Here is a 26,211-nt window from a genome sequence, read left to right on the forward strand (position 1 = left end):
GCTGGCAAGTGGTTTCCCCTTGACGGGTGCGCATAGCCGGTTGAAGCTGGCAACATGTCACAAACGATACGTTTTTTTCTGAATGGTCAAAAGCAGGAGGCCTCGGTCCGGCCGGATACGACAGTACTGGACTGGCTGCGCAGCGGGCCGCGGCTGACCGGCACCAAGGAGGGCTGTGCGGAGGGCGATTGTGGGGCCTGCTCGGTGCTGATCGGCGACCCTTGGTTCGACGACGCTCACCACGAGGGGGCCGTGCACTACCAGGCGGCCAACAGCTGCATCCTTGCCATGGGCCAGGTCGATGGCCGCGCTGTGGTCACGGTCGAGGGTTTGAAGACGGAACAGCTGCACCCGGTACAAGCGGCGATGGCGGAAAACGGTTCGTCCCAGTGCGGCTTCTGCACGCCGGGCATCGTGATTTCCTTAACCGGCCTTGCAGCGCAAAGAAGCGCTGCGGGAGCCGGTCTTGCGGCTTGCAAGACGGAAGTCACGGATTCCGATATCCACGATGCACTGGCGGGCAATCTGTGCCGTTGTACCGGCTACCGGCCGATCGTCGAGGCCGCGCGCAAGGTTGGCAAGGCGACGATTGCGGGCCCGCACGTCGCCGCCTTTGCCAAGATCGAACCACGCACGACGATTTCGGCAGCCGGTTCGACATTCCATCAGCCGCAGTCGTTGAATGATTTGCTGCAGCTGCGCAAGGAGAAGCCCGACGCGATATTGCTTGGCGGTGGCACCGATCTTGGCGTCGCGCTGGCGGATTATCACACTGACTGGAACGAGGTGATTTCGCTTGCCCGTGTGCGCGAACTGCGTGCCATTCGCGAGACCGAAGATCATTTGAGCTTTGGCGCGGCAGTAACGTGGGAAGAGATTCTCGCCGGTATTATCGAGTATTATCCCTCTTTCGCGACTTTGATCCGCCGTTTCGGTTCGACCCAGATACGCTCCATGGGAACCGTCGGCGGTAATATCGGCACTGCAAGCCCGATCGGCGACGGCCCGCCGGCGTTGATTGCGCTCGGAGCCGAGATTGAACTTGCATCCTTGAGCGGGCATCGTTTTCTGGCGCTCGAAGATTTCTTCCTCGACTATCGCAAGACGGAGCTGCGTGCCGACGAGGTGATTGCTTCGGTGTCGATCCCGAAGCCCGTGGAGGGCCAGGAGTTCCGCGTCTACAAGATCTCCAAGCGCTACGATCAGGATATCTCGACTGTCTGTGCAGCGTTTTCCATTGTCCGCGAAGAAGGTCAGGTTCGCAGTGCTCGCATCGCATTCGGCGGCATGGCGGCAACGCCGCAGCGCGCGCCGAAGGCTGAACAAGCACTAGTCGGTAGTGTATTTGACCATAGAGCTGTAGAAGCATGCGCCACTGCGATTACCGCGCAGTTTAAACCGCTGAGCGATTGGCGCGGCAGTGCCGAATATCGGTTGCAGGTTGCCGCGAACCTCGCCGAACGATTCTGGCGCGATGTTGCTGGCGAGACGGTGGAGGTTATGGCCCTATGAATATCGACGCCAAGATCGTCCAGCGCAGCATTATCGGAAAAGGCATCGCGCATGATTCCGCCGCGCGCCATGTGGCGGGCGAGGCGAACTACATCGACGATATGCCGGAGCTACCTGGCACATTGCATGCGGCCTTCGTCCTTTCGCCGGTGGCGCACGGCAAGCTGAACGGCTTTGACGCCTCCGAAGCGCTGGCGATAGATGGTGTTGCTGGTGTCTGGGCCGCGAAGGATGTACCCGGTCACAATGAAGTCGGGCCAATACTTCACGGCGAGACGCTTTTTGCCGAAGATATTGTCGATCACGAAGGACGGGTGATAGCGGTCGTTGCCGCCAGGGATTTCGAAACGGCATATCGCGCCGCCAAAAAGGTGAAGCTCGATATCGAGACGCTCGAGCCCGTGCTGGATATCGAAGAGGCGCACCGGCGAAAAAGCTACGTTCTGCCGCCGCAGGAGGTCGTCGAGGGCGATGTCGAAACTGCTCTTGCAGGCGCGCCGCATGTCATTTCCGGCAAGCTGCACATGGGCGGGCAGGATCATTTCTACCTCGAAACCCATATCGCCTATGCCATCCCCGGCGAGAACGGTGAAATGCTGGTGCATTCTTCGACCCAGCACCCGACCGAGGTGCAACATCACGTTGCCGGCATTCTCGGCGTACACGCCAACGCTGTGGAGTGTCAGGTGCGCCGCATGGGCGGCGGATTTGGCGGCAAGGAAAGTCAGCCGACGATCATTGCCGGGGCTGCGGCACTGGTTGCGGCCAAGACCGGCAAACCTTGCAAGATGCGGCTGAAACGCCGCGATGACATGGTAGCGACCGGAAAGCGCCACGATTACATCGCCAACTGGAAGGCCGGTGTCGATAGCAGGGGCCGCATTCTCGGTCTCGATGTCGAATATCTGGCGCGGGCGGGCAACCTGCCGGATCTGACAGGACCGGTGATAACTCGCACGCTGACCCATACGGACAATTCCTATTTTATTCCGAATGCGCGCTTTATCGGCCACGCATGCAAGACCAATACCGTATCAAACACGGCGTTTCGCGGCTTTGGCGGTCCGCAGGGAATTATCACCATCGAGGCCGTTATCGATACGGTCGCCCGCGAATTGAAGCTTGACCCCAATGCGGTACGGGCGGTCAATTATTATGGCGACGAGACCGGCGACATGACGCCCTATGGCCAGCGGGTCGAGGACAATCGTCTGGTCGAGGTGACGGATGCGGTGCTTGGCTCCGCCGAGTGGGACTATCGCCGCGCTGAAATCGACGCGCACAATGCTGCCAATCCTGTTATCCGGCGCGGGCTGGCGATGATGCCGATCAAATTCGGCATTTCGTTCAATCTGACCTCGCTCAATCAAGCGGGCGCGCTGGTCCATGTTTACCTGGATGGGTCGATCTTCCTCAATCATGGCGGCACCGAAATGGGGCAGGGCCTGTTTGTGAAGGTCGCGCAGGTGGTGGCGGAGGTGTTTCAGGTCGAGCTCGACATGGTTCGCATTTCGTCCACCGCGACAGGCAAGGTGCCGAATACCAGTGCGACTGCGGCTTCTACCGGCTCGGACCTCAACGGCATGGCGGCGTTCAAGGCCGCGATGGCCATCAAAGCGCGCATGACACGCGTGGCTGCGGAACATTTCGACGTCGAAGAAGATGTGATCATCTATCGCGAAGGCCGCGTCCACGCAGATAATCGCTCGGTATCCTTCGGTGAACTGGCGAAAATGGCCTGGGCCAAGCGCATCCAGCTCTCGGAAGCCGGACACTATGCGACGCCGAAGATTCATTGGGACGGCAAGACGATGAAAGGCCGGCCTTTCTTCTATTTCAGCTATGGCGCTGCCGTGGCGGAAGTTGCTGTCGACACGCTTACGGGCGAAACGCGTTGCCTGCGCGCCGATATCCTGCAGGATGTCGGCTCGCCGCTCAATCCTGCCATTGACCTTGGCCAGATCGAGGGCGCTTTCGTGCAGGGTATGGGCTGGGTAACGTGCGAAGAATTGTGGTGGGACAAAGCAGGCAAGCTGCGGACTGTCGGGCCATCGACCTACAAGATACCCGGATCGCGCGACGTACCGCCTGAGTTCAATGTGCGCATTCTCGACAATATGCCCAACAGGGAAGAAACAGTGTTTCGCTCCAAAGCGATCGGTGAGCCGCCATTGATGCTTGGCATATCGGTGTGGCTGGCCATTCGCGATGCAATCGCTTCGATCCGTGGCGGGGTGCCGCAGCTCGATGCGCCTGCGACCCCGGAGGCAGTTTTGCGGGCTGTGCGGCATGCAGAGGCAGTGATTGGCGTATGATCGATAGCAATGCTGCCGTGCGTGGTTCGACAAGCTCACCATGAGGGAGGTAGAGTGCTGCAACGACAATCGCCTACATCGCAGAATTTCGTTACCTGCAAACAACCCGCCTCCCTCATGGTGAGCTTGTCGAACCACGCACAGCAGCATTGCTATCTTGTTATATTGGAACATCGATGCAGCATATGACATTAGACAAACTCAACTCCCTCGATGCCGCGGATTTCGTTGCAGCGCTGGGCGGCATATTCGAGCACTCGCCTTGGGTTCCGGAGACTGTCGCGAAGTTACGGCCTTTTGCCGGCACCGAGGACCTGCACGCAGCGATGGTCAATGCCGTGAACGCCTCGGGGCAGGTGGCGCAACTCGGACTGATACGGGCACATCCCAGTCTCGCGGGTAAGGCGGCGCGGCAGGGAAATCTGACAGCGGAATCGACGAGCGAGCAGAAGGGCGCCGGTCTCGACCGGTTGACGAACGCTGAGTTCGAAGAGTTTCATCGGCTGAACAACGCGTATCAGAGCCGTTTCGGCTTCCCGTTTATTCTTGCGGTTCGAGGTCATGACAAGCATTCTATCATGGCGGCGTTCCGCCAACGCCTGAACCATAACTCCGGAGAAGAGGTAACCGAAGCGCTGCGGCAGATCGCTTTGATCGCACGCTTTCGTCTCGACGATTTATTTGCATGAGGAGCTTTTGATGGGAAAGTTATCCACGCATGTGCTCGATACGGCAGCGGGAAAGCCGGCCGCCGGAATGGCGTTGACCCTGCACCGGATCGATGAAACCGGCCGTCATTTGCTCAAGACTGCGGTTACGAATGCGGATGGCAGGACAGATGCGCTGCTGCTATCGCCGGATGAGATGGTGGCTGGTCAGTATGAGTTGACGTTCTTCATCGAGGACTATTTCAAGACATCGCAGATTGCCCGTGACGAGCCTCCGTTCCTTGACGATATTCCTCTCCGGTTTTCGATAGCGAATGCCGATGGCAATTATCATGTGCCTCTGTTGGTAACGCCGTGGGGGTATTCGACCTACAGAGGCAGTTGAGAGAGCCTTGATAGCTTCACCCTGATGGACATCTGATGCGATTTTCTGTGCTTCCGGTGCTCATGGACCCAAAAGTCCACTGCGCTCCGGTTCTCGAAAACCACACCAGCTGCCTCATCAGGCTGAATTCTCAAGGCTCTCTCTCACCCGTAAACGCCGATCACGCTGAAGCTACGAGCTTCATCGCTCTTGACGTAGACGAGGTTGGATGCGGATGCAGGAGACAGATCCCTGCAGGCCACGGTGATATTCCCGGTGTTGCCTGCATCGAGTAGAAGGCCGTCTTGCCGGAATACGCTACCCAGAAGTTTCTGCATCAGCGGCGAGACATCAACCGCGATGAGGCCGGTAAGCGGATCGCCAAGCTGGATCGTATCGCCCGCAGACCATAGCTTGATGTCGTCGGCGTTCCTCACTTGCAGCTGATTCGCTGCAGTATCCCATTTGGCGAAGACCGGTTGCGCCGGTGTTTTGGTTACATTCCAGATGCGAACCATCGACAGGCCGCGCATGGCGGCGCCGAAGAATTCGCCGGCGGTATTGCTGGTGAAAGTCACGATATCAGCGCTGATCGAAGCCAGTTTGGCGGTCTTCAGGGCTTGGGTGCGAACCCCCAGCGACTGGAAAATCATCGTGCCGTTGTCGCTTGGCGGGAGGAAAATCAGACTGGACTGCTTCTTGCTGGTGGCCGAATGAGCGACGCCTGAGGGAAAACGGGCCATCCCTGTGGCGCCATCGACGACCATGGCGTCTTGCCATTGATTGCCGTCGGAGCTGGTCTTGATATGAAAATCACGACCCCACATTGTGCCCATCTCGGCCCGGCCCTGATAATTGGACTGGAAAAGCAACGAAGCGGCATGGTCGTCATCCGCCTTGTTTATTTTCAGCTGATGCCCGCCACCAATATGATCGAACAGCGAGGCGGGGCTTTTTAACGCCAGCCGATTGTTCTCGTCAGCGACCGTGTTGATACCGACGGAATCCACAGGGTTGGTTCCGCTCGTTACCCTGCTCCAGGAATTGCGATTGAAAACGACGAAGGTTTGCTCTTCTGCAACCCAGGCATGCCAGCCCTCCTGCGGCTGGAAGAACGCCCAGGCGTCATCCTGCCACGCGGCGATCTGGTCCGTCTTCCCCGCCCATGGCACGACGGCCTCGGACGCGACGATGTAACGGTCTCCTTCCGAGGGCTCAGGCGGGGCATTTTTCAGTTTGTGGCTCATCACCGAGAGCTGCACCAGTGCATCGAGCGCCCGGATAGCCTCGTTGTGGGTGACATGCTTTTGCGCCTGCGACGGCGCTATATAGGGTAATTTGAGGTTTGTCGTCGTCTGGTCCATCTGGCTGTCCTTTCAGCAATCGATCAAGACCAACGACTCTAAAGCCGCCTCACAGGTGGTGGATAAACAGCCAGCGAGGAAACGCCTGTTAGAAATGATAGTTGGTGACAAATACAAGGGAACTCCCATATAACTCTATAAGGAGTGTTTTGATGGGTTTAACAGCGTTCAAGCAGGAATTTGAAGGATTTGCCGCGGAGTTGCCGACTTCTCCGAACTTAGTCGCGCGCCCTCTGATAAATGATCCGAACCCCATGAGTGACTTCAATGAAGCACTCAAGCTTTATCAGAGACAGGTCTCTATTTGGTACTCGAATCTCCTGATCTCGCTTGAAAAGCTCAAAAGTCTCTTCGATAAGGCTTCCGAAGACGAAACCGGCAATTCAACGAATTTTTTAATAGATGAAGCAATCCCTCAAGTTACCGCGCGGCTGGATCAGATTGCTAAGTCCTTACAAACCAACATTGATTTGGTACCTACCTTGGCTGTATCTGATTTGGCCAAAGAAATTGGAAAGCGCGGTCAAGCCGCAATGAGTGTGCAGCTCGAACTTATATACGACGTCAAATCGAAGATTGATTCCGTTGTCGAGGAATATCATCCCGATAATAAACCAGTGGGTGATGTGCTCAAATCAATCGATGATTTTGATGCTTGGTTTGACCGGATTGCCGCTCAATAATGATCGAGCTGGACTATACAACCCGCTTCAAGAAATCGCTCTCAAAATTGTCTTCTGATCAACAACTGCTGGTCAGGAATGCACTGAAGCTTTTCGTAGGTGAACCTCATCATCAGGATCTTGATTTCAAGAAACGCAGCGGTTCGAAATATTACACTATCCGAGCTGATATTCGGCTGCGCATAGCGATGACCAAGGTCGGTGATCGGTTCTATCTGCTGGAACTAACGGGGAACCACGACGACATCAACTCGCTAGATAGGCAAAAAAGATAGCAACCAGAAGCAGGGGACACTGCCGAAACCGGCATTGCATTTATAACGCCCTATGTTACTGGTCTTGCGTTTATATCAGGTGCGATACACACCGAACCAGCAGGTCTTTATTCTCCGAGCACTGAGGATTAATGAAATTGGAAATCTTTCGGCAAAGCGTCTCGATGATGCCGCGTCGTTACAAGCAGATACTCCTTGTCATTTTTGACATGGTGACGCTGACTTTCGCTATTTGGCTCAGCTATTTGCTGAGATTCGGTGAGTTTTTTATCCCGAACAGCGAGCAAGCCTTGTTGATGGTCGCTGCGCCGCTTATCGGCCTGCCGGTGTTCGTGCGTTTCGGGTTGTACCGCTCTGTCATCCGCTACCTTCCTGACAAGGCAATCTGGACGATGATTCAGGCCGTGACGATCTCCGTCATTCTCTGGGTCTGCCTCGCCTTCCTTACGTTGATGACCGGCGCCGAAGGCGTGCCTCGCGCCATACCGTTTCTCTATTGGGTGCTCAGCATCGGTCTCATCTGCGGCAGCCGTTTTGCCGCAAAATGGCTTTTATGGAGCCCTCTACGTGAAAAGCTGCTGGCGCGGCAGTGTCTCATATTCGGCGCGGGCGATGCCGGCCGCCAATTGGCAAACGCCTTGAGGTCGCAGAACGAAGTCTTCGTCGCGGGTTTTGTCGATGATGACAAGGGCCTGCATGGCATGGATATTCTTGGCATCCGCGTTTACCCGACATCGCAGCTCGAAACGCTGATCGACAATTTCGGCATCAACGAGTTGATCGTGACGACCTCCGCCCTGAGCGGTATCCAGCGCCGCCGTCTGATCGGCAGGTTGAAATCGCTCGATGTAAAGGTGCGAATTCTTCCGGCGATTTCGGATTTGACTGCAGGAAAATACCTGATCAGCCATCTGCGCGACATCGACATCGACGATCTGCTCGGCCGCTCGCCGGTACCGGCTGATCCGGCACTGCTCGACAAAACCGTGGAAGACCGCGCCATTCTTGTGACCGGAGCCGGCGGATCGATCGGGTCGGAGCTTTGCCGCACGATCGTCAAGCTGGCGCCGGCGAAGCTGGTAATTTTCGATGTCAATGAGCACAGTATCTATCAACTCCATCGCGAGCTTGCTGCGGTCAGCGACTGCCTGATCATCCCGGTGCTCGGTTCGATCGCCGATGCACCGTTGATCAGAACCGTGCTTGCAGCGCACAAGATCGAGAACGTTTATCATTGTGCCGCCTACAAGCATGTGCCGCTGGTGGAGGAAAATGTTGTCGAGGGCGCGCGAAACAATGTCGTCGGCACGGACGTGCTGGCCGCATTGTCTCGCGAGGCAGGGGTCAGAAATTTCGTCCTCATTTCGTCCGACAAAGCCGTGCGGCCATCCAATGTCATGGGCGCGACCAAGCGCTGGGCCGAGCTTATCGTACGCTATCATGGCGATGAGGCGAGCAGACAGGGGAGCGGGCAGATATTCGCTTCGGTTCGCTTCGGCAATGTGATCGGTTCCAGCGGTTCGGTCGTGCCGCTGTTTCGCGAGCAAATTGCTCATGGCGGTCCGCTGACGGTCACCCATGACGACATGACCCGTTATTTCATGTCGGTGCGCGAAGCTGCGGAACTGATCATTCAGGCGGGAGCGCTTTCCGAGGGAGGGGATATTCTGCTGCTCGAAATGGGCGAAGCCGTACGCATCCGCGATCTAGCGGAAAACATGATTCTGCTTGCCGGCCTTTCAATCAAGGACACCCTCCATCCCGAGGGTGATATCGAAATCGTCACCGTCGGTATACGCGATGGCGAGAAACTGCATGAAGAGCTGTTCTACGATCCGACTGGCGTATCACCAACGAACCATTCCAAAATCCTGCGCGCCAAGCGCGGCGCCAATTCCGTGAACCATTTGCCCGAAGCGATTACGGAGTTGCGGCAACTGATCGAAAAGCAGGACGCCGATGCTGTGCGCAAGCTGCTCTTCGAGTACGCAACCTCCTAGATCCTAGCGCAATTTGGCTCGAAACCGGAGCAAGACGAACCCGACACCCATCAGCGCCACGAGAATACCTGCAGCGCGAAACAGATCGTGTTGTGCCGCTGCAACGGCGCAGGCTCCAAGTATCACATTGAGCACGCCAACGCTGATGATGATACTCCAGACCGACCAGCCGGAACGTTTCGCCACCTGGTAGGCGTGCTTGGAATGCGCGGCGAAAATGTTGTCGCCAGCCGCCAGCCGCATTAGCAGCGTCGATGTTGCGTCGCCGATGAAAAACAGCGGCAGAATCAGCCCGGCCCAGATCGACAGATCATGGCCAAGCCGAAAGAAGGCAAGCCCGCTGAGCAAGCCGATGGGCAAGCTGCCGGAATCACCGAGAAACACGCTCGCCTTCGGCCGGTTGAAGACGGCAAAGCCTAATAGCCCTCCCGCAATCGAAGCGGCAAGGCTGCCGGTCCCGAGCATGGCAAGTCCGAAGACCGCAAACACGGCAAGCAGGGCGAGGGGAATGCCGAGGCCTGAGACGACCATCAGGTCGAGGCCGTCCATGAAATTGGTCAGATTAATGAAATAGACGAGGGCGAGAACGAGAAGGCCACGTTCCACAAGGAAAGGCATGAGTTCCGGCAGCAGGCGAAAGTCTGCCCCGAGCCCATGGACTGCAATCGCCGAGGCTGCGACTTGCGATGCCAGCCGGATTGTCTCGGGCAAATGATGGCGGTCATCGAGGAAACCGATAATCCAGAGCAGAGTTGCCGCAAGACTTGTGGCGTTAAGGAACTGCTGGTCAAGGCCGGACGCAGGGCCGAATATCCACAGCGAAACAATGATGACCGGAACGATTGCGAGGCCGCCCAATTGACGGGCCGCCTGCGTATGATTGGAGCGCTCGGTCATCGCCGCGCCGAGGAAATCCGCAGGAAGCGCCCGCATTATGATCGCCAACAAGACGGCACTTGCGACGGCAGCGGCAAGAAAAGAAGCGATGATGGCAGTCAATGATGATTCCACTACTTATATGACTCTGGAGTGGTCACTTAGCACTCTTGGAAAATCCTTGAGAAGTGCTATATTCTCACTTGGATAGGAGGCAGGCCGAAGCCCACCTCCCAATCCTAGTTTAGCGCGAATGAGACCCGAACCGTGAGTGTCCAGCTCGTTCGGGTCTTTCGCACTTCTAGGGTGATGCGCAGCGGTAGAAACCACATTCGCTTCACTCCAAGTTTTGACAGCATATTGGCCGTATGCCTCAGCCAGGGAGGCCCATCCCCCTGATTGCACCGGCTGGCACGGTGCTGCTGCTTCGCCGTCAAAACGCAATAGTGCTCCAGCCTAGCGATATGCATTTCTGAACAGAACCCCGACTTAGGTCCAATGCCCTGTCCTGGCTTTGGTTATGGAAAACGCGGAAACAATTGCGGAAAGGTACAAACTCTCCAATCATTCACGTTGCGCAAGCTGGAACCAGAGGTTATAAGGCCGCGCTGTCACGCCGAATATTCCCACCAGCGTTGACATTTTGGGGCGTAGCCAAGTGGTAAGGCAGCGGTTTTTGGTACCGCCATTCGGAGGTTCGAACCCTCCCGCCCCAGCCAGTCATTTCATGACAAGACCTGTTCCTTTCCGGCTAATCATTGCTATAGATCATTGGCAAAAGACTATTGAGAGGAAACAGATATGGCACGTCGCATCGCGGTCGTTGGTAGCAACATGACCGATCTCGTCACATCGATCATCCGCATGCCGGCGCCAGGAGAAACTTTGGAAGCACCGGCATTCTCGATGGGATTTGGCGGCAAGGGCGCCAATCAGGCCGTCGCTGCCGCAAGGCTTGGTGCCGATGTGATGATGGTCACCAAGGTTGGCGACGACGTTTTCGGTCAAAGCACCATCGACAACCTCAAGAGCAACGGCATCGATGTGTCGCATGTTGGGACCGTTACGGGCAAATCCAGCGGCGTTGCGCCGATCTTTGTCGATGAAAGCGGCGAGAACTCGATCTTTATCATCAAGGGCGCGAACAATGATCTGAAGCCCTCCGATATCGATGCGGCTGCAGAAGATTTGAAGCGGTGCGACCTCATTCTGATGCAATTGGAAGTGCCGCTCGAGACGGTCTATTATACGATTGCCTTCGCTGATCGGCATGGCATCGAAACGATCCTCAATCCGGCACCCGCTGCGCCTGATCTTGATCCGAAACAGGTCACCAAGGCAACCTTCGTGGTTCCCAACGAAACCGAACTGGCGCTGCTGACTGGCATGCCTACCGGGACAGACGCCGAGATTGAAACGGCAGCGCGTTCCTTGATCGACAAGGGTATCCGCACGGTCATCGTCACTCTCGGCTCACGCGGCGCGCGCTTGATCACAGCAAGTTCCTCGACATTGATCGAGCCTCTCAAGGTCAAGCCGAAAGACACGACAGGCGCTGGCGATGCTTTCATTGGCAGTTTCGCCCGCTACTACGTTGAGGGTCGGGAGCTCGAGGCTTCGCTCAGGAAAGCGGCGCTCTATGCCGCCGACTCGATTACCCGCCAAGGCACGCAGAAGTCCTATGCGACGGCCGAAGAATTCAACCAATTTCTGCACAATCGCGCGAAATAATCAGACATATCGGGAGGAAACATGCTCAAGAATCTGGATCCATTGCTGAATGCGGATGTGCTCTACGCGCTGAGAGCTATGGGCCATGGCGATCGGCTGGTCATATGCGATACGAATTTTCCGGGGGATTCCATTGCGCGCCAGACACGGCTCGGCCGGCTGTTGCGTATTGACGCTGTGACCGCGCCGAGAGCCGCGCGTGCCATTCTCTCGGTCATGCCGCTCGACACGTTCATCGACGACGCCGCCGCGCGCATGGAAATCGTTGGCAGTCCCGACGAAATCCCGGATGTGCAAGTGGAAATGCAGGCCGAGATCGACGCCGCGGAAGGCAAGCATTGGCCGATGGTCTCCATCGACCGGATGGACTTCTATGAACATGCCAAGAATGCCTATTGCGTTATCGCGACTGGCGAGCGGCGGTTTTATGGGTGTTTTATCCTGACGAAGGGCGTGATCCCACCGGAAGAGGTTCGATAATCCACCCCTGACGTGCATCAGGCTGAATTCTCAATAGGTCTTCCAACGTCGCCCCAAAAATCCCGGATCAATTTTCCACGGATTGCATGTTTTAAAAAAGCTGGACTCCGGCGTTGCGCTGCTATGGAATCGCATTCTGATAAAATGTCGTTCACGGCAATAAATTGGCGCGGATTTCGCATCCCTTGTGAAACCATCCTTTCCTTAAATATCGCCGTTCCACTATGTTGCCGCGAGCAATGGCGATATTGATACGCCGCGTGATTCAGTTGATATTCGTTGCGCCTGATGCTGGCAGCGAGAGTGGATAGTAATTTTCATGACCAAGAACCTGACGCATCTCCAGCGTCTTGAAGCCGAAGCAATCCATATTTTTCGTGAGGTCGCGGCGACATTCTCCAATCCCGTGATGCTTTATTCGATCGGCAAGGATTCGTCCGTCATGCTGCATCTGGCGATGAAGGCCTTCTATCCGGCCAAGCCGCCATTTCCATTCCTCCACGTCGATAGCACGTGGAAATTCAAGGAGATGATCGCATTTCGTGATTCAGAAGCTCAGCGACTTGGCTTCGATCTTCTCGTGCACAGCAATCAGGAAGGCATCGAGCAGGGCATCGGTCCCTTCACGCATGGTTCCAACACACATACCCACATTATGAAAACCGTCGCACTGCGGCAGGCACTCGACAAATACGGGTTCGATGCGGCCTTTGGTGGCGCACGCCGTGACGAGGAAAAGTCTCGTGCCAAGGAGCGGATTTTCTCGTTCCGCAATGCGCAGCATTCCTGGGACCCGAAGAACCAGCGGCCGGAAATGTGGAAGATCTACAATACCCGCGTCGCCAAGGGTGAATCCATCCGCGTGTTTCCGATCTCCAACTGGACGGAGCTCGATATCTGGCAATATATCATGCAGGAGGATATTCCGATCGTTCCGCTGTACTTTGCCGCGAGGCGTCCGGTCGTCGAGCGTGACGGCACGCTGATCATGCGCGATGATGAACGCATGCAACTGCTTCCCGGCGAAGTGCTGCAGCAGAAAATGGTGCGGTTCCGCACGCTTGGCTGCTATCCTCTTACGGGGGCTGTTGAGTCCGATGCGGCAACGCTGCCAGAAATCGTCAGCGAAATGCTCGTCTCGCGCACCTCCGAGCGGCAGGGGCGCATGATCGACAAGGACGAAGCGGGCTCCATGGAGAAGAAGAAGCGTGAGGGCTATTTCTGATGGCCAGAGCGAGATGAAGTCATATTGCGCACGTTCTGTTTCCCGGCTGGGGAGGCAATCCACGCGGAAGGTGGCGAGGCCGATGTGGTTCATCGGACGAAGCCACCCGACAAAGTGGTTGGCCGCCAGCCGGAAACCCGAAGGGCCGGGTGAATTTGTTCCAATTCCTTCGGACTTTGGCATCGTCCGTTGGAAAAACATCGGCCTCGCCAAATCCCTTGACCTTGAAACCAATTCTCTCCGGCAGAACGGTGCAATATGACCTCATCTCGCTCTCAGCTAGGACAGATCAAGATTTCGCCTGCAGCTTCAGCCGCCGAGGAAATCAACGCCTATATGGCCGAACAAGAGAAGAAATCGCTGCTGCGGTTTCTCACTTGCGGCTCAGTCGATGACGGCAAATCCACACTCATCGGACGTCTGCTCTACGACACCAAGCTGATCTTCGAGGACCAGCTGGCAGCGCTGACCAAGGATAGCCGCAAGCACGGCACCAATGGCGAAGATATCGATTTCGCCCTGTTGGTCGACGGGTTGGAAGCTGAACGCGAGCAGGGCATCACCATCGACGTCGCCTACCGCTTCTTCTCGACGCCGAAACGCAAGTTCATCGTCGCCGATACGCCCGGCCATGAACAATACACACGCAACATGGCGACCGGCGCTTCGACTGCGGACCTTGCAATCGTGCTGGTCGATGCGCGGCAGGGCATCCTGCGCCAGACGCGGCGTCACAGCTTCATCGCGTCTCTGCTTGGCATTCGCAACATCATTCTTGCCGTCAACAAGATCGATCTCGTGGACTATTCGCAGGATGTCTTTGACAAGATTGTCGCGGATTATCAGGAGTTTGCGAGCAAACTCGGATTCAAGACAATACAGGCCATCCCGCTTTCGGCGCGCTTTGGCGACAATGTCATCGGTCCATCCGCAAACCTTCCCTGGTACAAGGGACCGGCGCTGTTGCAGCATCTGGAGAACGTGCCGTTGGAAAGCACCGATGACGCACGTCCGTTCCGCTTTCCGGTTCAGTTCGTCAACCGGCCCAACCTCGACTTCCGCGGTTTTTCCGGCACCATTGCCTCGGGCAGCGTTGCGCCGGGCGACGAAGTCGTCGTCGCCAAATCCGGCAAGTCCTCGCGGGTCAAGCGTATCGTCACTTGGGACGGCGACCTCAAGTCTGCCGGCGAGGGCGAAGCGGTCACGATCGTTCTCGATGACGAGATCGAGGTTTCGCGCGGCAATATGCTGGTCGCGCCCGAAGCACGGCCTGACGTCGCGGACCAGTTCGCTGCCAACGTCGTGTGGTTCGCCGATCATGCGCTGATCCCGGGGCGATCCTACATCCTGCGGACGGAGACAGATCAGGTCACTGCGACGATCACCGATCTCAAATATCGAATCGATATCAATAGTTTCGCGCAGGAGGCAGCTAAATCGCTTGACCTGAATGAAGTCGGCGTCGTCAATATCTCGACGCAGGAGCCAATTGCCTTCGACCCCTATAAGTCGAACCGTTCGACGGGCTCCTTCATCCTGATCGACCGCCTGACCAATGCGACGGTCGGCGCCGGCATGATCGACTTTGCGCTGCGCCGTGCTTCCAATGTGCACTGGCAGGCGCTCGACGTCGACAAGGCATCGCGCGCCGCCCAAAAAGACCAGAAACCCGCAGTCGTGTGGTTCACTGGTCTATCGGGTTCCGGCAAATCGACGATCGCTAATCTGGTCGAGAAGCGCCTGTCGTCGCTCGGCAAGCACACCTATATTCTCGATGGTGATAATGTCCGTCATGGTCTCAATCGCGATCTTGGCTTTACCGAAGAAGACCGTGTCGAGAACATCCGCCGTGTCGGCGAGGTGGCCAAGCTGATGGCAGACGCTGGGTTGATCGTGCTGGTATCGTTCATTTCGCCGTTCGTTTCCGAGCGCCGCATGGTGCGCGAACTGCTGGATGATGGTGAATTTCTCGAGATCTTTGTCGATACGCCGTTCGAGGAGTGCGCGAAGCGTGACCCCAAGGGATTGTATGCCAAGGCACTGCGCGGCGAGATCAAGAACTTCACCGGCGTAGACTCGCCCTATGAAGCGCCGGAGCATCCGGAACTGCATTTGAAGACAGTTGGCCGGACGACGGAAGAACTTGCTTCCGAGGTCGAAAAGCTTCTTGTAGAGCACGGCATTATCTTTAATTACGATCAGAGTTCGTGGTCGATCTAGGCCATGTTGATATTCACGCCATGCCGGCCTGCAAACGGCGTTTTTCTGCGCTCCGGTGCTCATGGACTTCAAGTCCACTGCGCTCCGGTGCTCGAACACCACCGTTTTCGGTGCGGCATGATCGTGAATATCAACATGGCCGTGGGCAGCAGCCCAGAGGGGAAGGCATGAACGCCGTAAACTATCCTGCTCTGCTTCAGGTGTTCGAATCTACAGCGATTGCCGCCGGGCGCGAAATTCTGCGCATTTACATAGAAGGCTGCGATGTCGCGTTGAAAGACGACAATTCGCCGGTCACGGCGGCAGACCGCGCGGCGGAAGCGATCATCCTGGAGGCGCTGCGCCAGACAACGCCCGACATTCCGATCGTGGCGGAGGAAGAGATTTCCGGCGGGCATGTGCCCGGCGATCTCGGCAACCGTTTTTATCTGGTTGATCCGCTCGATGGCACGCGCGAGTTCGTCAATCGCAATGGTGATTTCACTGTAAACATCGCCCTGATAGAAGACGGCGCTCCGGTGCTGGGCATCGTCTATGCTCCGGTACGCGGGTGGCTGTTCACCGGCGGCCCGGACGGCGCGCAGGAAGTGACCGTCGATTCCGCCGGAAGCGTGACCACGCGCAACAGCATTTCCTGCCGGACTGCGCCGAAGGAAATGATTGCCGTCGCCAGCCGCTCGCATCGTACGCCGGAAACCGACGAGTACCTGAAAGGCTTCGCCATCGCCGACTGCGTCTCGGTTGGCTCATCGATCAAGTTCGGGTTGTTGGCGCGGGGCGAGGCGGACATCTATCCGCGGCTCAGCCGGACGATGGAATGGGACACGGCGGCAGGCGATGCGGTTCTGCGCGCCGCGGGCGGTATCACGCTTACGCTTGACGGCAAGCCGCTGACCTATGGCCGCCGCAATCAGGCCAATGATGCGGACTTCGCCAATCCAAGCTTCGTGGCGCGGGGCAGGTTCTAGCCCGACCGCTTGCGTAACAGCAGCGTCACCACGAAGAACGCCCCGACGGAGCTGGTAACGATGCCGATCGGCAGTTCCTGCGGCGCGAGCAGAAGCCGTGCGGCAAGGTCGCTCAGGAGGATCAACGTTGCGCCGAGCACTGCGCAGGTGAGGATCAGGCCCGCATGAAGCTGACCTGCAAAACGCCGTGCGATATGCGGAATCATCAAACCGACAAAACCGATGACGCCTGCGACCGAAACGAAGATCGCCGTTGAAAATGCGCAGACGATGAAGACTGTGTTGCGTGTACGGTTGACGCGGACGCCCAAGCTTTCCGCCGTATTTTCGCCGGCGAGAAACGCATCGAGGTTGCGGTGGTTATAGAGCGCGTGGATCAGGATTGCGGTGAGGCCCAGCAATGCCAGCGGCAGGTTTTCCCAGCGTGCGAGGCCGAGCCCTCCAAGTGTCCAGAACAGGACGGAATGGGCGGCGCGCTGATCGCCGGAAAACACCATGTAGTTGGTGAGTGCGGCAAACAGGAACGAGACGGCAAGACCCGCAAGGATCATGCGTTCCGGCCCCTGACCCTGTACGCGCCGTACAAGCAATAGCACAATGATCGCAGCGAGCATGCCGCCGCAAAACGCAGCGATCGGCAGCGTCCAGATGCCGAAGCGGTCCCCGAAAATGCTGATCACCGAAACCGCACCGGCTGCCGCACCCGACGATAGCCCGAACAGGAAGGGGTCTGCGAGATCGTTTCGCGTCACCGTCTGCAACATCGCGCCGACAATGCCGAGTCCGGCGCCGACGCAGATGGCCAGTATGACGCGCGGCAGGCGCAGATCGACGACAATGCGCTCGATTGGTATCGTGGTGTCTAGATCGCTGAGACCCGCCGCATGGGCGAAGGCATTCAGAACATCCCTCACGGGTATGACAGTCGAGCCGTAGGCGATGGATAGCAGAGCGAGGGCGATGACCAGCATCACCCCTGCCACGAGCGAAATGCGTTGTCGGGCTTGCACTCAGAAAGCTTCCGGATGCATGGCTTTGGCGATCTTGCCGATCGCTTCGATGTTGGCCGGACCGGGGGTGAGCTCGGCATAGCGCAGTGCCACGAAACGCTCATTCATCACCGCATCGGTTTCCTTCATCGCTGGATGCGCTTTGAGGAAGTCGAGCAGCTTTTGATAGCCTGCACCATCCTGATAATCGAGCAGGATGAGGAATTGCGGGTTGCGCGCCGCGACGGTTTCCCATGACGTCGTGCCCCAACTCGTCTCCATGTCGGACATGATGTTGGTACCGCCGGCCTCGCTGATGAGTGCCGTCGGCATTGCGAACTTGCCCGCAGTAAAGGGCTTGTCCTCGCCGGAATCATAAAGGAAAACACGGGTTTCGCCGCTGTTGCTGATTCTCTTCTTGATCTCCGCAAGCTGTGTCTTCCAGCCGGCAACCAATGCCTCGGCCTGCTGCTCCTTGCCAAAAATCTTGCCGAGTTTTGTTATGTCACGATAGAGCAGATCCATCGAGGCGGCGGGGCGATTCTTGTCGAGGTGGACGCAGCTCTCGGTCAAGACGAAGGTTTTGATGCCGTAGGGCGCAAGCGTATCCGGCGTCACGTCACCGCCGGGTTTCATCCCATAGTACCAGCCGGCAAAGAAGAAATCGGGGTTGGCGGCGACGAGGTTTTCCACCGTCGGTTCCTTGGAAGCGAGTTCCGGGATTTGACCAAGCTGCTTCTTGAAGGCGTCATCCACCTTGTACCAGCCAGTGATGCCGGTCACACCGACCATTGAGGATTGCAGGTCGAGTGCGAAGGCCATTTCACTCATATTAAGATCCTGGACCACGGCTCGTTTTGGCGCGGCATCGAAAGTCAACGGCTTGCCGCAACTGTCGACAGTAACCGGGAATGCGAAAGCGGGCGTCGAGACTACGGTCAGTGCGAGGGCAAGAATTGTCTTTTTCATCAAATGCTCCGTGCGTGGGGTTGACTGATGGCGATGGTTCTGGCGTCTCGAACACCATGAGGTCGCGGTTTTGCGATGGGTGGCGCAAGCGCAAAACGTCTAGATTGAAGACGTCGCCGACAACCCGAGGCGTCAGCGTTTCATCGGGGGTGCCGGTGGCGACTACCCGGGCGTTGTGCATGACCGCGACATGCGTGGCAAAGGGCGCGACCAAAGGCAGGTCGTGCAGGACCGCGATTGTCGTTAGGTCAAGTCCGGCGACCAGTGACAGCAACTCGCTGCGCGCCCTGGGGTCGAGATGGTTGGTTGGTTCATCAAGGAATAACACAGCCGGTTGTTGGGCAATGGCCCGCGCCAACTGTACGCGCTGACGCTCGCCGCCCGACAGCGATCCGATGGCTCGGCGCGAAAACTGAGCAATCTTCGCGCGATGCAGGGCTTCAACCACGATCTCGCGTTCCCGTACCTTGGTAAAGGCGCCAACATGCGGAATACGGCCGAGAGAGACATAATCTTCGACGGAAAGCTGGAGCTCCGGCGTGTCGGTCTGGCCGACAAAGGCAAACTGCCGGGCACGCTCAAGCGGCGTCAAATGGCTGACGCTCTTGTCATTGAGGGTGATATTGCCGCAGGCTGGTTGGAGAAGACCTGCCAGCATGCGTAACAAGGTCGACTTGCCGGCACCGTTCGGTCCGATGATCGCCAGGCGTGCACCGCATTCGATCGTCAAGGATGCCTTGTCGACCAGGGTCTCGCCGGCGATGCGATAAGTCACGGCGTCTGCGTTGAGCACGGTATGACTCATGAGCGAAGTTCTCCGGATGTTGAAATGCGGCAAAAGCCGCAGCGCACAACACCTCCATTACGTAACGTTATAACGTATGTAAAGAGTGGCGATGCGACGATGGCAAGAACTGGCCTGATGCGGGAGAAAATCTTTGGGGTGCTCATTCCCGTCCATCTGCTGGCGACGGGATCAGGGAACGGACAATGTAGCCATCAGACACGGACCCGCGAAGGGGACCGTTGCAGCGGGAAACATCGCATCGCTCCCGGCACACCCCGTCCGGTTCGAATTTCAGTATTGATGGCAGGTCTCCTGGCTCGCGGGTCTCGGTTTGGCCCGGCCTTCCCGGTTTTCACCAGTGGCGCTATCGAGCCTCACTCACCGCTTACAGTTGCGGGGGCAGCCACGGTCTCGGTCCCTTTTGGGTACGCCTCACCGTGTTCCCTTTTCATCTCCAGCGTTGTCTTGCCGGAGAAACCATCACAATAACCAGTAGAGGAAAGAACGTTCGAAGGGAACCTCTTTCGCTGAAACACATAGAGCTTGGAAAAAAGTCGAGAAATGCTATGTTTGGGAAGGGAGTGGAAGGCAAGCTTTCGCCTGCCTTCCGTTTTCCTGGTTTTATTGAAAGTGGACCCGGACCGTTATTGACCAACTCGTCCGGGTCTTTTTCAATTCCAGGGTGATACGCAGTGGTAGAAACCACATAGCGTCACCTCCTGTCTTGCGAGCAAGGCCCTTGCTCTAGCTCGGAGAGGCCTATCATCTCCGATACACCGGCTGGCTCGGTGTTCTCTGCTTCACTCACAAAACTCGACGAAGGTGCCTGTGATCGACCTTGGCGGCAACGGATGCAGGGTTGCATTCGTCAGGTCGCGACGGCGTTCCAAGTTGTGTGGCCAAGCCCGTTTATGCGGCAACGGTCTGATGTGCTAAAATAATTGGCAGGGACATTTAACAAAGGCGTAGAGTAGGCTACGGTTCTTCGGGGATAAGCATTTCAGAAAAAAATTTGAGGCGACATGGCAATTCACGCAGCAGTCTATCATCTGACCCATTACAAATATGACCGCCCGATCATGCTCGGGCCGCAAGTGATCCGCCTGCAACCTGCGCCTCATTCCCGGACCAAAGTTCTGAGTCATTCGCTGAAGGTCAGTCCGGCCAACCATTTCGTCAATCTGCAGCAGGACCCGTACGGCAATTTCCTGGCGCGCTTCGTTTTCCCGGAGCCGGTGACGGAGCTGAAGATCGAAGTCGATCTCATCGCCGACATGACAGTCTACAATCCCTTCGACTTTTTTGTCGAACCCGTCGCCGAGACCTGGCCCTTTGCCTATCCCGACGACATAAAGGACGATTTGTCGATCTATCTGAAGCCCGAGCCGATCGGCCCGTTGCTCTCGAATTTTCTTGCGACGGTCGATCGTGCTCCGACAAACACCGTGAATTTCGTCGTGGATCTCAATGCGCGTATCCAGCGCGAAGTTGGCTATGTCATTCGAATGGAGACCGGTGTGCAGGAGCCGGAAGTGACTCTGGACGTGCGTACAGGCTCCTGCCGTGATTCGAGCTGGTTGCTGGTGCAGGCGTTACGCCATCTTGGTCTCGCGGCGCGGTTTGTTTCCGGTTATCTGATCCAGTTGAAGCCCGATCTTGTTTCGCTGGACGGGCCCGCCGGCACGGCGGAGGATTTCACCGATCTTCATGCCTGGTGCGAGGTCTATCTGCCGGGTGCTGGATGGGTCGGCCTTGATCCGACATCGGGTCTGTTGACTGGGGAGAGCCACGTGCCGCTGGCTGCCACCCCGCACTACCGCAATGCGGCGCCGATTTCCGGCATGGCGGAACCCGCGAATGTCGAATTCGGCTTCGATATGCGTGTTACACGCGTCTCCGAACACCCGCGCATCACCAAACCATTCTCCGATGAATCCTGGACAGCGCTGGATGCACTCGGTGAAAAGGTGGACGCGTTTCTCAAAGAGCGCGATGTGCGCCTGACCATGGGCGGCGAGCCGACATTCGTATCGATCGACGATTTCGAATCCGGAGAGTGGAATACCGATGCTGTCGGCCCAACCAAACGCGAAAAGGCAGACAAGCTTATCCGCCGCCTGCGCGAGCGTTTCGCTCCGGGCGGGTTCCTGCATTACGGGCAGGGGAAGTGGTATCCCGGCGAGAGCCTTCCGCGCTGGACGTTCTCCCTCTACTGGCGCAAGGACGGCAAACCGATCTGGATCAATCCGGATCTGATTGCAGCCGAGAACAGCGTGGCAAAGATCAAACCGGACGATGCGGGCAAACTTCTGACCGGCATGGCCGAGGTGCTCGGCGTCGAGAACGAGATGGTCACGCCTGCCTACGAAGACCCGGCCGAATGGATCGTCAAGGAAGGCAATCTGCCCGCCAACGTTGATCCCTCCAATTCCAAGCTCAAGGATCCGGAAGAGCGCAGCCGCATGGCACGCGTCTTCGAACGCGGACTGACGGAACCGACAGGTTTCGTGCTCCCCGTGCAGCGCTGGAACAGCCAGGCTGCCGCCGGTCCGCGCTGGCGCAGCGAGAAATGGACGACCCGTCGTGGCAAGCTTTTTCTGGTGCCGGGTGATTCGCCTGTTGGCTATCGCCTGCCGCTCGGTTCCTTGCCGCATGTTCCCCCATCCGAATACCCGTTTATCGTGCCCGTAGACCCATCTGTCGAGCGGGGTCCTTTGCCGGATTCGGTTGCTGAGCCTGGAGGCGCGGTACGGGATGCGCCGCAGACCGTGGCCTCGTTCACTGCGGCCGAGGGCACCCAGCAGGAGCGTGTCGAACAGGAGCTCGGTGAAATCGGCGGCGCGGTGCGCACGGCCATTTCGGTTGAACCGCGCAATGGCCGATTAAGCGTTTTCATGCCGCCGGTGGAGGCGCTGGAAGACTATCTCGAACTTGTTGGCGCGGCTGAAGCTGCAGCGGCAAGGTTGGGGATACCCGTCCATATCGAGGGTTATGGCCCGCCACAGGACCCTCGCATCAATGTCATTCGTGTTGCGCCAGATCCCGGTGTCATCGAGGTGAATATTCACCCGGCGTCGAACTGGCGCGAATGCGTCGACATAACGACCGCGATTTATGAAGAGGCGCGGCAGACGCGGCTTGGAGCCGACAAATTCATGATCGACGGTCGCCATACTGGTACAGGCGGCGGCAATCACGTGGTGGTCGGTGGCGAGACACCGAACAACAGTCCCTTCCTGCGCCGACCTGATCTGTTGAAGAGCCTGGTCTTGCACTGGCAGCGCCATCCTTCACTTTCCTATCTGTTCTCGGGGATGTTTATCGGGCCGACCAGCCAGGCGCCGCGTTTCGATGAAGCGCGTCACGACAGCCTCTACGAACTCGAGATCGCCATGGCGCAGGTGCCGTTACCCGGCAAGGGCACGCCGCCGCTGCCTTGGCTCGTCGACCGCCTGTTTCGCAATCTGCTGGTCGATGTGACGGGCAATACGCATCGCTCGGAAATATGCATCGACAAGCTGTTTTCTCCCGATGGCCCGACCGGAAGGCTGGGCCTGGTCGAGTTTCGCGGATTCGAGATGCCGCCCAACGCCCGTATGAGCCTCGCGCAGCAATTGCTGGTGCGAGCATTGATCGCGCGGTTCTGGAATACGCCGATCGAGGGGAGTTTTGTGCGCTGGGGCACCACGTTGCATGACCGCTTCATGCTGCCGGCCTTCGTCTGGCAGGACTTTCTGGATGTTTTGGCCGATCTGCGCCAGAACGGCTTTGATTTCCGCCCGGAATGGTTCGAGGCGCAACTAGAGTTCCGCTTTCCGTTCTGCGGTGAAATCGAGAATGAGGGCATCAAGCTTGAATTACGCCAGGCGCTGGAGCCTTGGCACGTCATGGGAGAGCAGGGCGCGATTGGTGGTACGGTGCGTTTCGTCGATAGTTCGGTCGAGCGGCTTCAGGTCAAGGTCGAAGGCTTCAATCCTGCCCGCCACAGCGTCGCCTGCAATGGTCGCGAAGTGCCGCTGAAAATGACCGACGTGCAAGGCACCGCCGTCGCCGGCGTCCGTTACAAGGCGTGGCAGCCGCGATCCGGTCTCCACCCGATGATCCCGGTCAATACGCCGCTGGTGTTCGACCTCTACGATCAATGGTCCGGACGTGCTATCGGCGGTTGCGTCTATCATGTCGCACATCCGGGCGGGCGCAGCTATGATACGTTTCCCGTGAATTCAAACGAGGCGGAAGCACGCAGGCTTACCCGGTTTGAGCCGCGCGGGCACACGGCCGGAGCTTACGAGCTCAGAAAGGAACAGCCCGCAGCGGAGTTTCCGATGACACTTGATCTGCGAAGGCCACGCGTGTGAACACAGGTATCGAAAAGCGACGATGTCAAAGGTGAGCCAAGCTCCATTTCGCGCAAGTTCCGGCCTGCTTGCAAGCTATAAGCCCCTGCCTGACGTAGCCGATGAGATGATCGATCCATCGGGGGCGGTGCGGCCGGGCTGGGAAACACTGCTCCATACGCTCGACCAGATTGGTCCTGAAAAGCTCGCGACACGTTTTGCCCGCGCCAACCAGTACTTGCTCGATGCCGGTGTGTTTTACCGCGTCTATGACGAGAACGGCACGCAGGAACGCGAGTGGCCGCTGGCGCATATACCGATTCTGATCAATGAGGCGGATTGGCAGACAATCACTGCCGGTCTCACACAACGAGCCGACCTCCTGGAGGAGATCGTCGCCGATATCTATGGCGAGACAAAACTGATCCGCGATGGAATATTGCCGCCTGATCTGATTGCCTCCAATCCGGAATTCCTGCATCCGCTGGCAGGCGTAAAACCGGCGAGCGGCCATTTCCTGCATTTTTGCGCATTCGAACTTGGGCGTGCGCCTGATGGCCGGTGGTGGGTGCTGGGTGATCGCACGCAGGCGGCTTCCGGTGCCGGTTTCGCGCTGGAAAACAGGGTGGCAACGACACGCGCACTTTCGGATATTTCCGGTGCCATGAACGTGCACCGTCTCGCGGGGTTCTTCAAGGATTTCCGCGATTCGCTGCAGAGCCTCGTTACCGATCCACAGGGACGCGCCGCTATCCTGACACCTGGACCCAACAACGAGACCTATTTCGAACATGCCTATATTGCCCGGTATCTCGGCTTCATGCTTCTGGAAGGCGATGACCTGACGGTCAGCAAGGGCAGGGTGATGGTCCGTACCGTTTCCGGTCTCAAGCCTATCGACGTTCTGTGGCGGCGGATGGATGCCGCATATATGGATCCGCTCGAGCTTAAAACCGACTCGTGGATCGGCACGCCCGGCCTTGTCAGTGCATTGCGTCAGCAATCAGTCTCGCTGGTCAACGCGCTTGGCTCCGGAATACTCGAGACACGTGCTTTGCTGGCGTTTCTGCCTGCAATTTCCAAAGCGTTGCATAATCGCGATCTCGCGCTGCCAAGCATCGCCACCTGGTGGTGCGGGCAGGAAAAGGAGCGCAAGCATGTCATGGACCGGATCGACCAGATGATGATCGGCCCGGCGCTGTCGACGCGGCTGCCATTCGAGGACGTGGACACGACCGTGCTTGGCTCCTCGCTCGATGCGGATGCGAGGGCCGCGCTTCTCGCCCGGCTGGAGAAAGACGGGCGCGGACTGGTCGGCCAGGAAAAAGTCACGCTTTCGACCACGCCGGTCTATGTCAATGGCAAGCTCGAACCGCGGCCATTCGTGCTGCGCGTTTTTGCGGCGCGCCACAAGGACGGCTGGAGCTTCATGCCTGGCGGCTTTGCCCGGGTTGGACGGACGATGGACACCGCCGCGATTGCCATGCAGCGGGGCGGGCAGGCTGCCGATGTCTGGATTACCAGCAGTGGACAGGTGCCCAAGGATACATTGCTGCCGCGCGAAGGTGACACATTCCGGCGTAATGTGCCGGGCACGTTGCCTAGCCGCTCTGCCGAAAACCTGATGTGGATGGGGCGCTATATCGAACGCGCTGAAGGGACAGCACGGATTTTACGCGCCTGCCATGCCCGCTATGCCGAAGCGGCGAATATGGAAACTCCGCTGCTTGACGAAATGCGCGCCTACCTGAAGCCGCTTGGCGTCAATCTCGATACGGCAATTCCAAAGGGACTGCAGCGCTCCATTGACGGCGCCATGTTGAGTGCAGGCCGCGTTCGCGACCGTTTCTCGCCGGATGGTTGGCTGGCGCTACGGGATCTTTCGAAGACGATCCACCGCTTCTCCGATGCGGTTTCTCCAGGCGATGACGCCACGCGCGCCATGACCATCATCCTGCGCAAGCTTGCAGGGTTCTCGGGCCTTGTGCATGAAAACATGTATCGTTTCACCGGCTGGCGCTTCCTCGAAATCGGCCGCCGGGTGGAGCGTGGCATCCAGATGGCCCGCCTTCTCGCAACCTTGTCGCACCATGATGCGGCCGAGGGAGCGCTGGAAATGCTGCTCGAGATCGGCGACAGTGTCATGACCCATCGGCGCCAGTACAGCGTCTATTCAGGCCGTCTCAGCGTGCTTGACCTTCTGGGACTCGATCCACTCAATCCGCGCTCGATCATCTTCCAGCTTGACGCGCTCAAGACGGAGTTTGGTCTGCTGCCGGCGCGTGATGCGGACACTCACATGCCTCTGTTTTCCAAGGAAGTGCTGCGTCTGCACACCGAGCTCGCGATTATGGAGGCAAGCGAACTCACGCCCGAGAAGCTCGAGACGATAGCATTCGAACTGGGTAATCTTTCCAATATGATTTCCGACACCTATTTCGCCTGAAG

The 26,211-nt window shown here is 57.7% G+C and carries 19 protein-coding genes, 1 tRNA gene and 1 riboswitch; of the genes, 15 read left to right on the forward strand and 5 right to left on the reverse strand.

Annotation, left to right across the window (positions count from 1 at the left end):
- Positions 1–54 precede the first annotated feature (54 nt).
- From xdhA to uraH, 4 genes are all read left to right on the forward strand, one after another.
- Complete coding sequence (gene xdhA, locus C7476_RS22815) at positions 55–1,512, forward strand: xanthine dehydrogenase small subunit (RefSeq protein ID WP_114432157.1); 1,458 nt, start codon at positions 55–57, stop codon at positions 1,510–1,512.
- The gene (gene xdhB, locus C7476_RS22820) at positions 1,509–3,827 is read left to right on the forward strand and encodes a xanthine dehydrogenase molybdopterin binding subunit (protein ID WP_114432158.1); all 2,319 of its coding nucleotides are present in this window, start codon (positions 1,509–1,511) and stop codon (positions 3,825–3,827) included. The genes xdhA and xdhB overlap by 4 nt, the downstream gene beginning before the upstream one ends.
- A 185-nt stretch (positions 3,828–4,012) precedes the next feature.
- Complete coding sequence (uraD, locus tag C7476_RS22825) at positions 4,013–4,516, forward strand: 2-oxo-4-hydroxy-4-carboxy-5-ureidoimidazoline decarboxylase (RefSeq protein ID WP_114432197.1); 504 nt, start codon at positions 4,013–4,015, stop codon at positions 4,514–4,516.
- 10 nt (positions 4,517–4,526) lie between these two features.
- Positions 4,527–4,880: a hydroxyisourate hydrolase gene (uraH, locus tag C7476_RS22830; protein ID WP_114432159.1), complete on the forward strand. Its 354-nt coding sequence runs from the start codon at positions 4,527–4,529 to the stop codon at positions 4,878–4,880.
- Between the two features lie 143 nt (positions 4,881–5,023).
- Here uraH and C7476_RS22835 read toward each other — a convergent pair whose 3' ends face one another.
- Complete coding sequence (locus tag C7476_RS22835; protein ID WP_114432160.1) at positions 5,024–6,223, reverse strand: DUF2793 domain-containing protein; 1,200 nt, start codon at positions 6,221–6,223, stop codon at positions 5,024–5,026.
- 152 nt (positions 6,224–6,375) lie between these two features.
- Here C7476_RS22835 and C7476_RS22840 point away from each other — a divergent pair, with 152 nt between their 5' ends.
- The 3 genes from C7476_RS22840 to C7476_RS22850 all read left to right on the forward strand — a co-directional run bounded on the left by C7476_RS22840 (position 6,376) and on the right by C7476_RS22850 (position 9,181).
- Complete coding sequence (locus tag C7476_RS22840) at positions 6,376–6,906, forward strand: hypothetical protein (RefSeq protein WP_114432161.1); 531 nt, start codon at positions 6,376–6,378, stop codon at positions 6,904–6,906.
- A complete protein-coding gene (locus C7476_RS22845) occupies positions 6,906–7,181 on the forward strand; it encodes a hypothetical protein (protein WP_114432162.1) in 276 nt (91 codons plus the stop codon). Before C7476_RS22840 ends, C7476_RS22845 begins: the two co-directional genes overlap by 1 nt.
- Before the next feature lie 131 nt (positions 7,182–7,312).
- Positions 7,313–9,181, forward strand: coding sequence for a polysaccharide biosynthesis protein (locus C7476_RS22850; protein WP_114432163.1), 1,869 nt, complete (start codon positions 7,313–7,315; stop codon positions 9,179–9,181).
- Between the two features lie 3 nt (positions 9,182–9,184).
- Here the strand turns inward: C7476_RS22850 and C7476_RS22855 are convergent, their stop codons facing one another.
- Positions 9,185–10,180, reverse strand: coding sequence for an MraY family glycosyltransferase (locus tag C7476_RS22855; protein ID WP_114432164.1), 996 nt, complete (start codon positions 10,178–10,180; stop codon positions 9,185–9,187).
- Positions 10,181–10,701: 521 nt separating this feature from the next.
- Between C7476_RS22855 and C7476_RS22860 the strand changes: the two genes are divergently transcribed.
- From C7476_RS22860 to cysQ, 6 genes are all read left to right on the forward strand, one after another.
- Positions 10,702–10,776: transfer RNA gene (locus C7476_RS22860), tRNA-Gln, on the forward strand.
- Positions 10,777–10,858: 82 nt separating this feature from the next.
- On the forward strand, positions 10,859–11,788 hold the full coding sequence (gene rbsK, locus C7476_RS22865) for a ribokinase (protein ID WP_114432165.1): 930 nt from the start codon (positions 10,859–10,861) through the stop codon (positions 11,786–11,788).
- A gap of 21 nt (positions 11,789–11,809) precedes the next feature.
- A complete protein-coding gene (locus tag C7476_RS22870) occupies positions 11,810–12,268 on the forward strand; it encodes an RbsD/FucU family protein (RefSeq protein WP_114432166.1) in 459 nt (152 codons plus the stop codon).
- A gap of 319 nt (positions 12,269–12,587) precedes the next feature.
- Positions 12,588–13,493 (forward strand): sulfate adenylyltransferase subunit CysD, encoded by a 906-nt coding sequence (gene cysD / locus C7476_RS22875; RefSeq protein ID WP_114432167.1) that lies wholly within the window; start codon positions 12,588–12,590, stop codon positions 13,491–13,493.
- 336 nt (positions 13,494–13,829) lie between these two features.
- Positions 13,830–15,713: a bifunctional sulfate adenylyltransferase/adenylyl-sulfate kinase NodQ gene (nodQ, locus tag C7476_RS22885; protein WP_245426494.1), complete on the forward strand. Its 1,884-nt coding sequence runs from the start codon at positions 13,830–13,832 to the stop codon at positions 15,711–15,713.
- Between the two features lie 167 nt (positions 15,714–15,880).
- Complete coding sequence (gene cysQ, locus C7476_RS22890; RefSeq protein ID WP_181872568.1) at positions 15,881–16,681, forward strand: 3'(2'),5'-bisphosphate nucleotidase CysQ; 801 nt, start codon at positions 15,881–15,883, stop codon at positions 16,679–16,681.
- On the opposite strand, the gene C7476_RS22895 is transcribed toward cysQ, so the two are convergent.
- Genes C7476_RS22895 through C7476_RS22905 form a run of 3 tightly spaced genes read right to left on the reverse strand, consistent with a single transcriptional unit; the run spans position 16,678 to position 19,444 of the window.
- Positions 16,678–17,652, reverse strand: a complete 975-nt coding sequence (locus tag C7476_RS22895; protein WP_114432199.1) for a FecCD family ABC transporter permease — start codon at positions 17,650–17,652, stop codon at positions 16,678–16,680. The genes cysQ and C7476_RS22895 overlap by 4 nt on opposite strands.
- Before the next feature lie 39 nt (positions 17,653–17,691).
- The gene (locus C7476_RS22900) at positions 17,692–18,612 is read right to left on the reverse strand and encodes an ABC transporter substrate-binding protein (RefSeq protein WP_245426495.1); all 921 of its coding nucleotides are present in this window, start codon (positions 18,610–18,612) and stop codon (positions 17,692–17,694) included.
- Entirely contained in the window at positions 18,503–19,444 is a 942-nt protein-coding gene (locus tag C7476_RS22905; RefSeq protein WP_245426489.1) for an ABC transporter ATP-binding protein, read from the reverse strand. Before C7476_RS22905 ends, C7476_RS22900 begins: the two co-directional genes overlap by 110 nt.
- 267 nt (positions 19,445–19,711) lie before the next feature.
- A riboswitch (cobalamin riboswitch) is annotated at positions 19,712–19,923 on the reverse strand.
- Between the two features lie 525 nt (positions 19,924–20,448).
- On the opposite strand from C7476_RS22905, the gene C7476_RS22910 reads away from it, so the two are divergent.
- Together C7476_RS22910 and C7476_RS22915 are read left to right on the forward strand one after the other, a co-directional pair.
- A complete protein-coding gene (locus C7476_RS22910) occupies positions 20,449–23,784 on the forward strand; it encodes a transglutaminase family protein (RefSeq protein ID WP_114432171.1) in 3,336 nt (1,111 codons plus the stop codon).
- A gap of 22 nt (positions 23,785–23,806) precedes the next feature.
- On the forward strand, positions 23,807–26,209 hold the full coding sequence (locus C7476_RS22915) for a circularly permuted type 2 ATP-grasp protein (protein WP_114432172.1): 2,403 nt from the start codon (positions 23,807–23,809) through the stop codon (positions 26,207–26,209).
- Positions 26,210–26,211: the final 2 nt, after the last annotated feature.

It is taken from the genome of Phyllobacterium bourgognense (assembly GCF_003337575.1).
Lineage (GTDB): Bacteria > Pseudomonadota > Alphaproteobacteria > Rhizobiales > Rhizobiaceae > Phyllobacterium > Phyllobacterium bourgognense.

Bases quoted from the DNA above. Each gene is read 5' to 3' on its own strand.
- xdhA (WP_114432157.1), top strand. From the start codon at position 55: ATGTCACAAACGATACGTTTTTTTCTGAATGGTCAAAAGCAGGAGGCC.
- xdhB (WP_114432158.1), top strand. From the start codon at position 1,509: ATGAATATCGACGCCAAGATCGTCCAGCGCAGCATTATCGGAAAAGGC.
- uraD (WP_114432197.1), top strand. From the start codon at position 4,013: ATGACATTAGACAAACTCAACTCCCTCGATGCCGCGGATTTCGTTGCA.
- uraH (WP_114432159.1), top strand. From the start codon at position 4,527: ATGGGAAAGTTATCCACGCATGTGCTCGATACGGCAGCGGGAAAGCCG.
- C7476_RS22835 (WP_114432160.1), bottom strand. From the start codon at position 6,223: ATGGACCAGACGACGACAAACCTCAAATTACCCTATATAGCGCCGTCG.
- C7476_RS22840 (WP_114432161.1), top strand. From the start codon at position 6,376: ATGGGTTTAACAGCGTTCAAGCAGGAATTTGAAGGATTTGCCGCGGAG.
- C7476_RS22845 (WP_114432162.1), top strand. From the start codon at position 6,906: ATGATCGAGCTGGACTATACAACCCGCTTCAAGAAATCGCTCTCAAAA.
- C7476_RS22850 (WP_114432163.1), top strand. From the start codon at position 7,313: ATGAAATTGGAAATCTTTCGGCAAAGCGTCTCGATGATGCCGCGTCGT.
- rbsK (WP_114432165.1), top strand. From the start codon at position 10,859: ATGGCACGTCGCATCGCGGTCGTTGGTAGCAACATGACCGATCTCGTC.
- C7476_RS22870 (WP_114432166.1), top strand. From the start codon at position 11,810: ATGCTCAAGAATCTGGATCCATTGCTGAATGCGGATGTGCTCTACGCG.
- cysD (WP_114432167.1), top strand. From the start codon at position 12,588: ATGACCAAGAACCTGACGCATCTCCAGCGTCTTGAAGCCGAAGCAATC.
- nodQ (WP_245426494.1), top strand. From the start codon at position 13,830: ATGGCCGAACAAGAGAAGAAATCGCTGCTGCGGTTTCTCACTTGCGGC.
- cysQ (WP_181872568.1), top strand. From the start codon at position 15,881: ATGAACGCCGTAAACTATCCTGCTCTGCTTCAGGTGTTCGAATCTACA.
- C7476_RS22895 (WP_114432199.1), bottom strand. From the start codon at position 17,652: ATGCTGGTCATCGCCCTCGCTCTGCTATCCATCGCCTACGGCTCGACT.
- C7476_RS22905 (WP_245426489.1), bottom strand. From the start codon at position 19,444: ATGAGTCATACCGTGCTCAACGCAGACGCCGTGACTTATCGCATCGCC.
- C7476_RS22910 (WP_114432171.1), top strand. From the start codon at position 20,449: ATGGCAATTCACGCAGCAGTCTATCATCTGACCCATTACAAATATGAC.
- C7476_RS22915 (WP_114432172.1), top strand. From the start codon at position 23,807: ATGTCAAAGGTGAGCCAAGCTCCATTTCGCGCAAGTTCCGGCCTGCTT.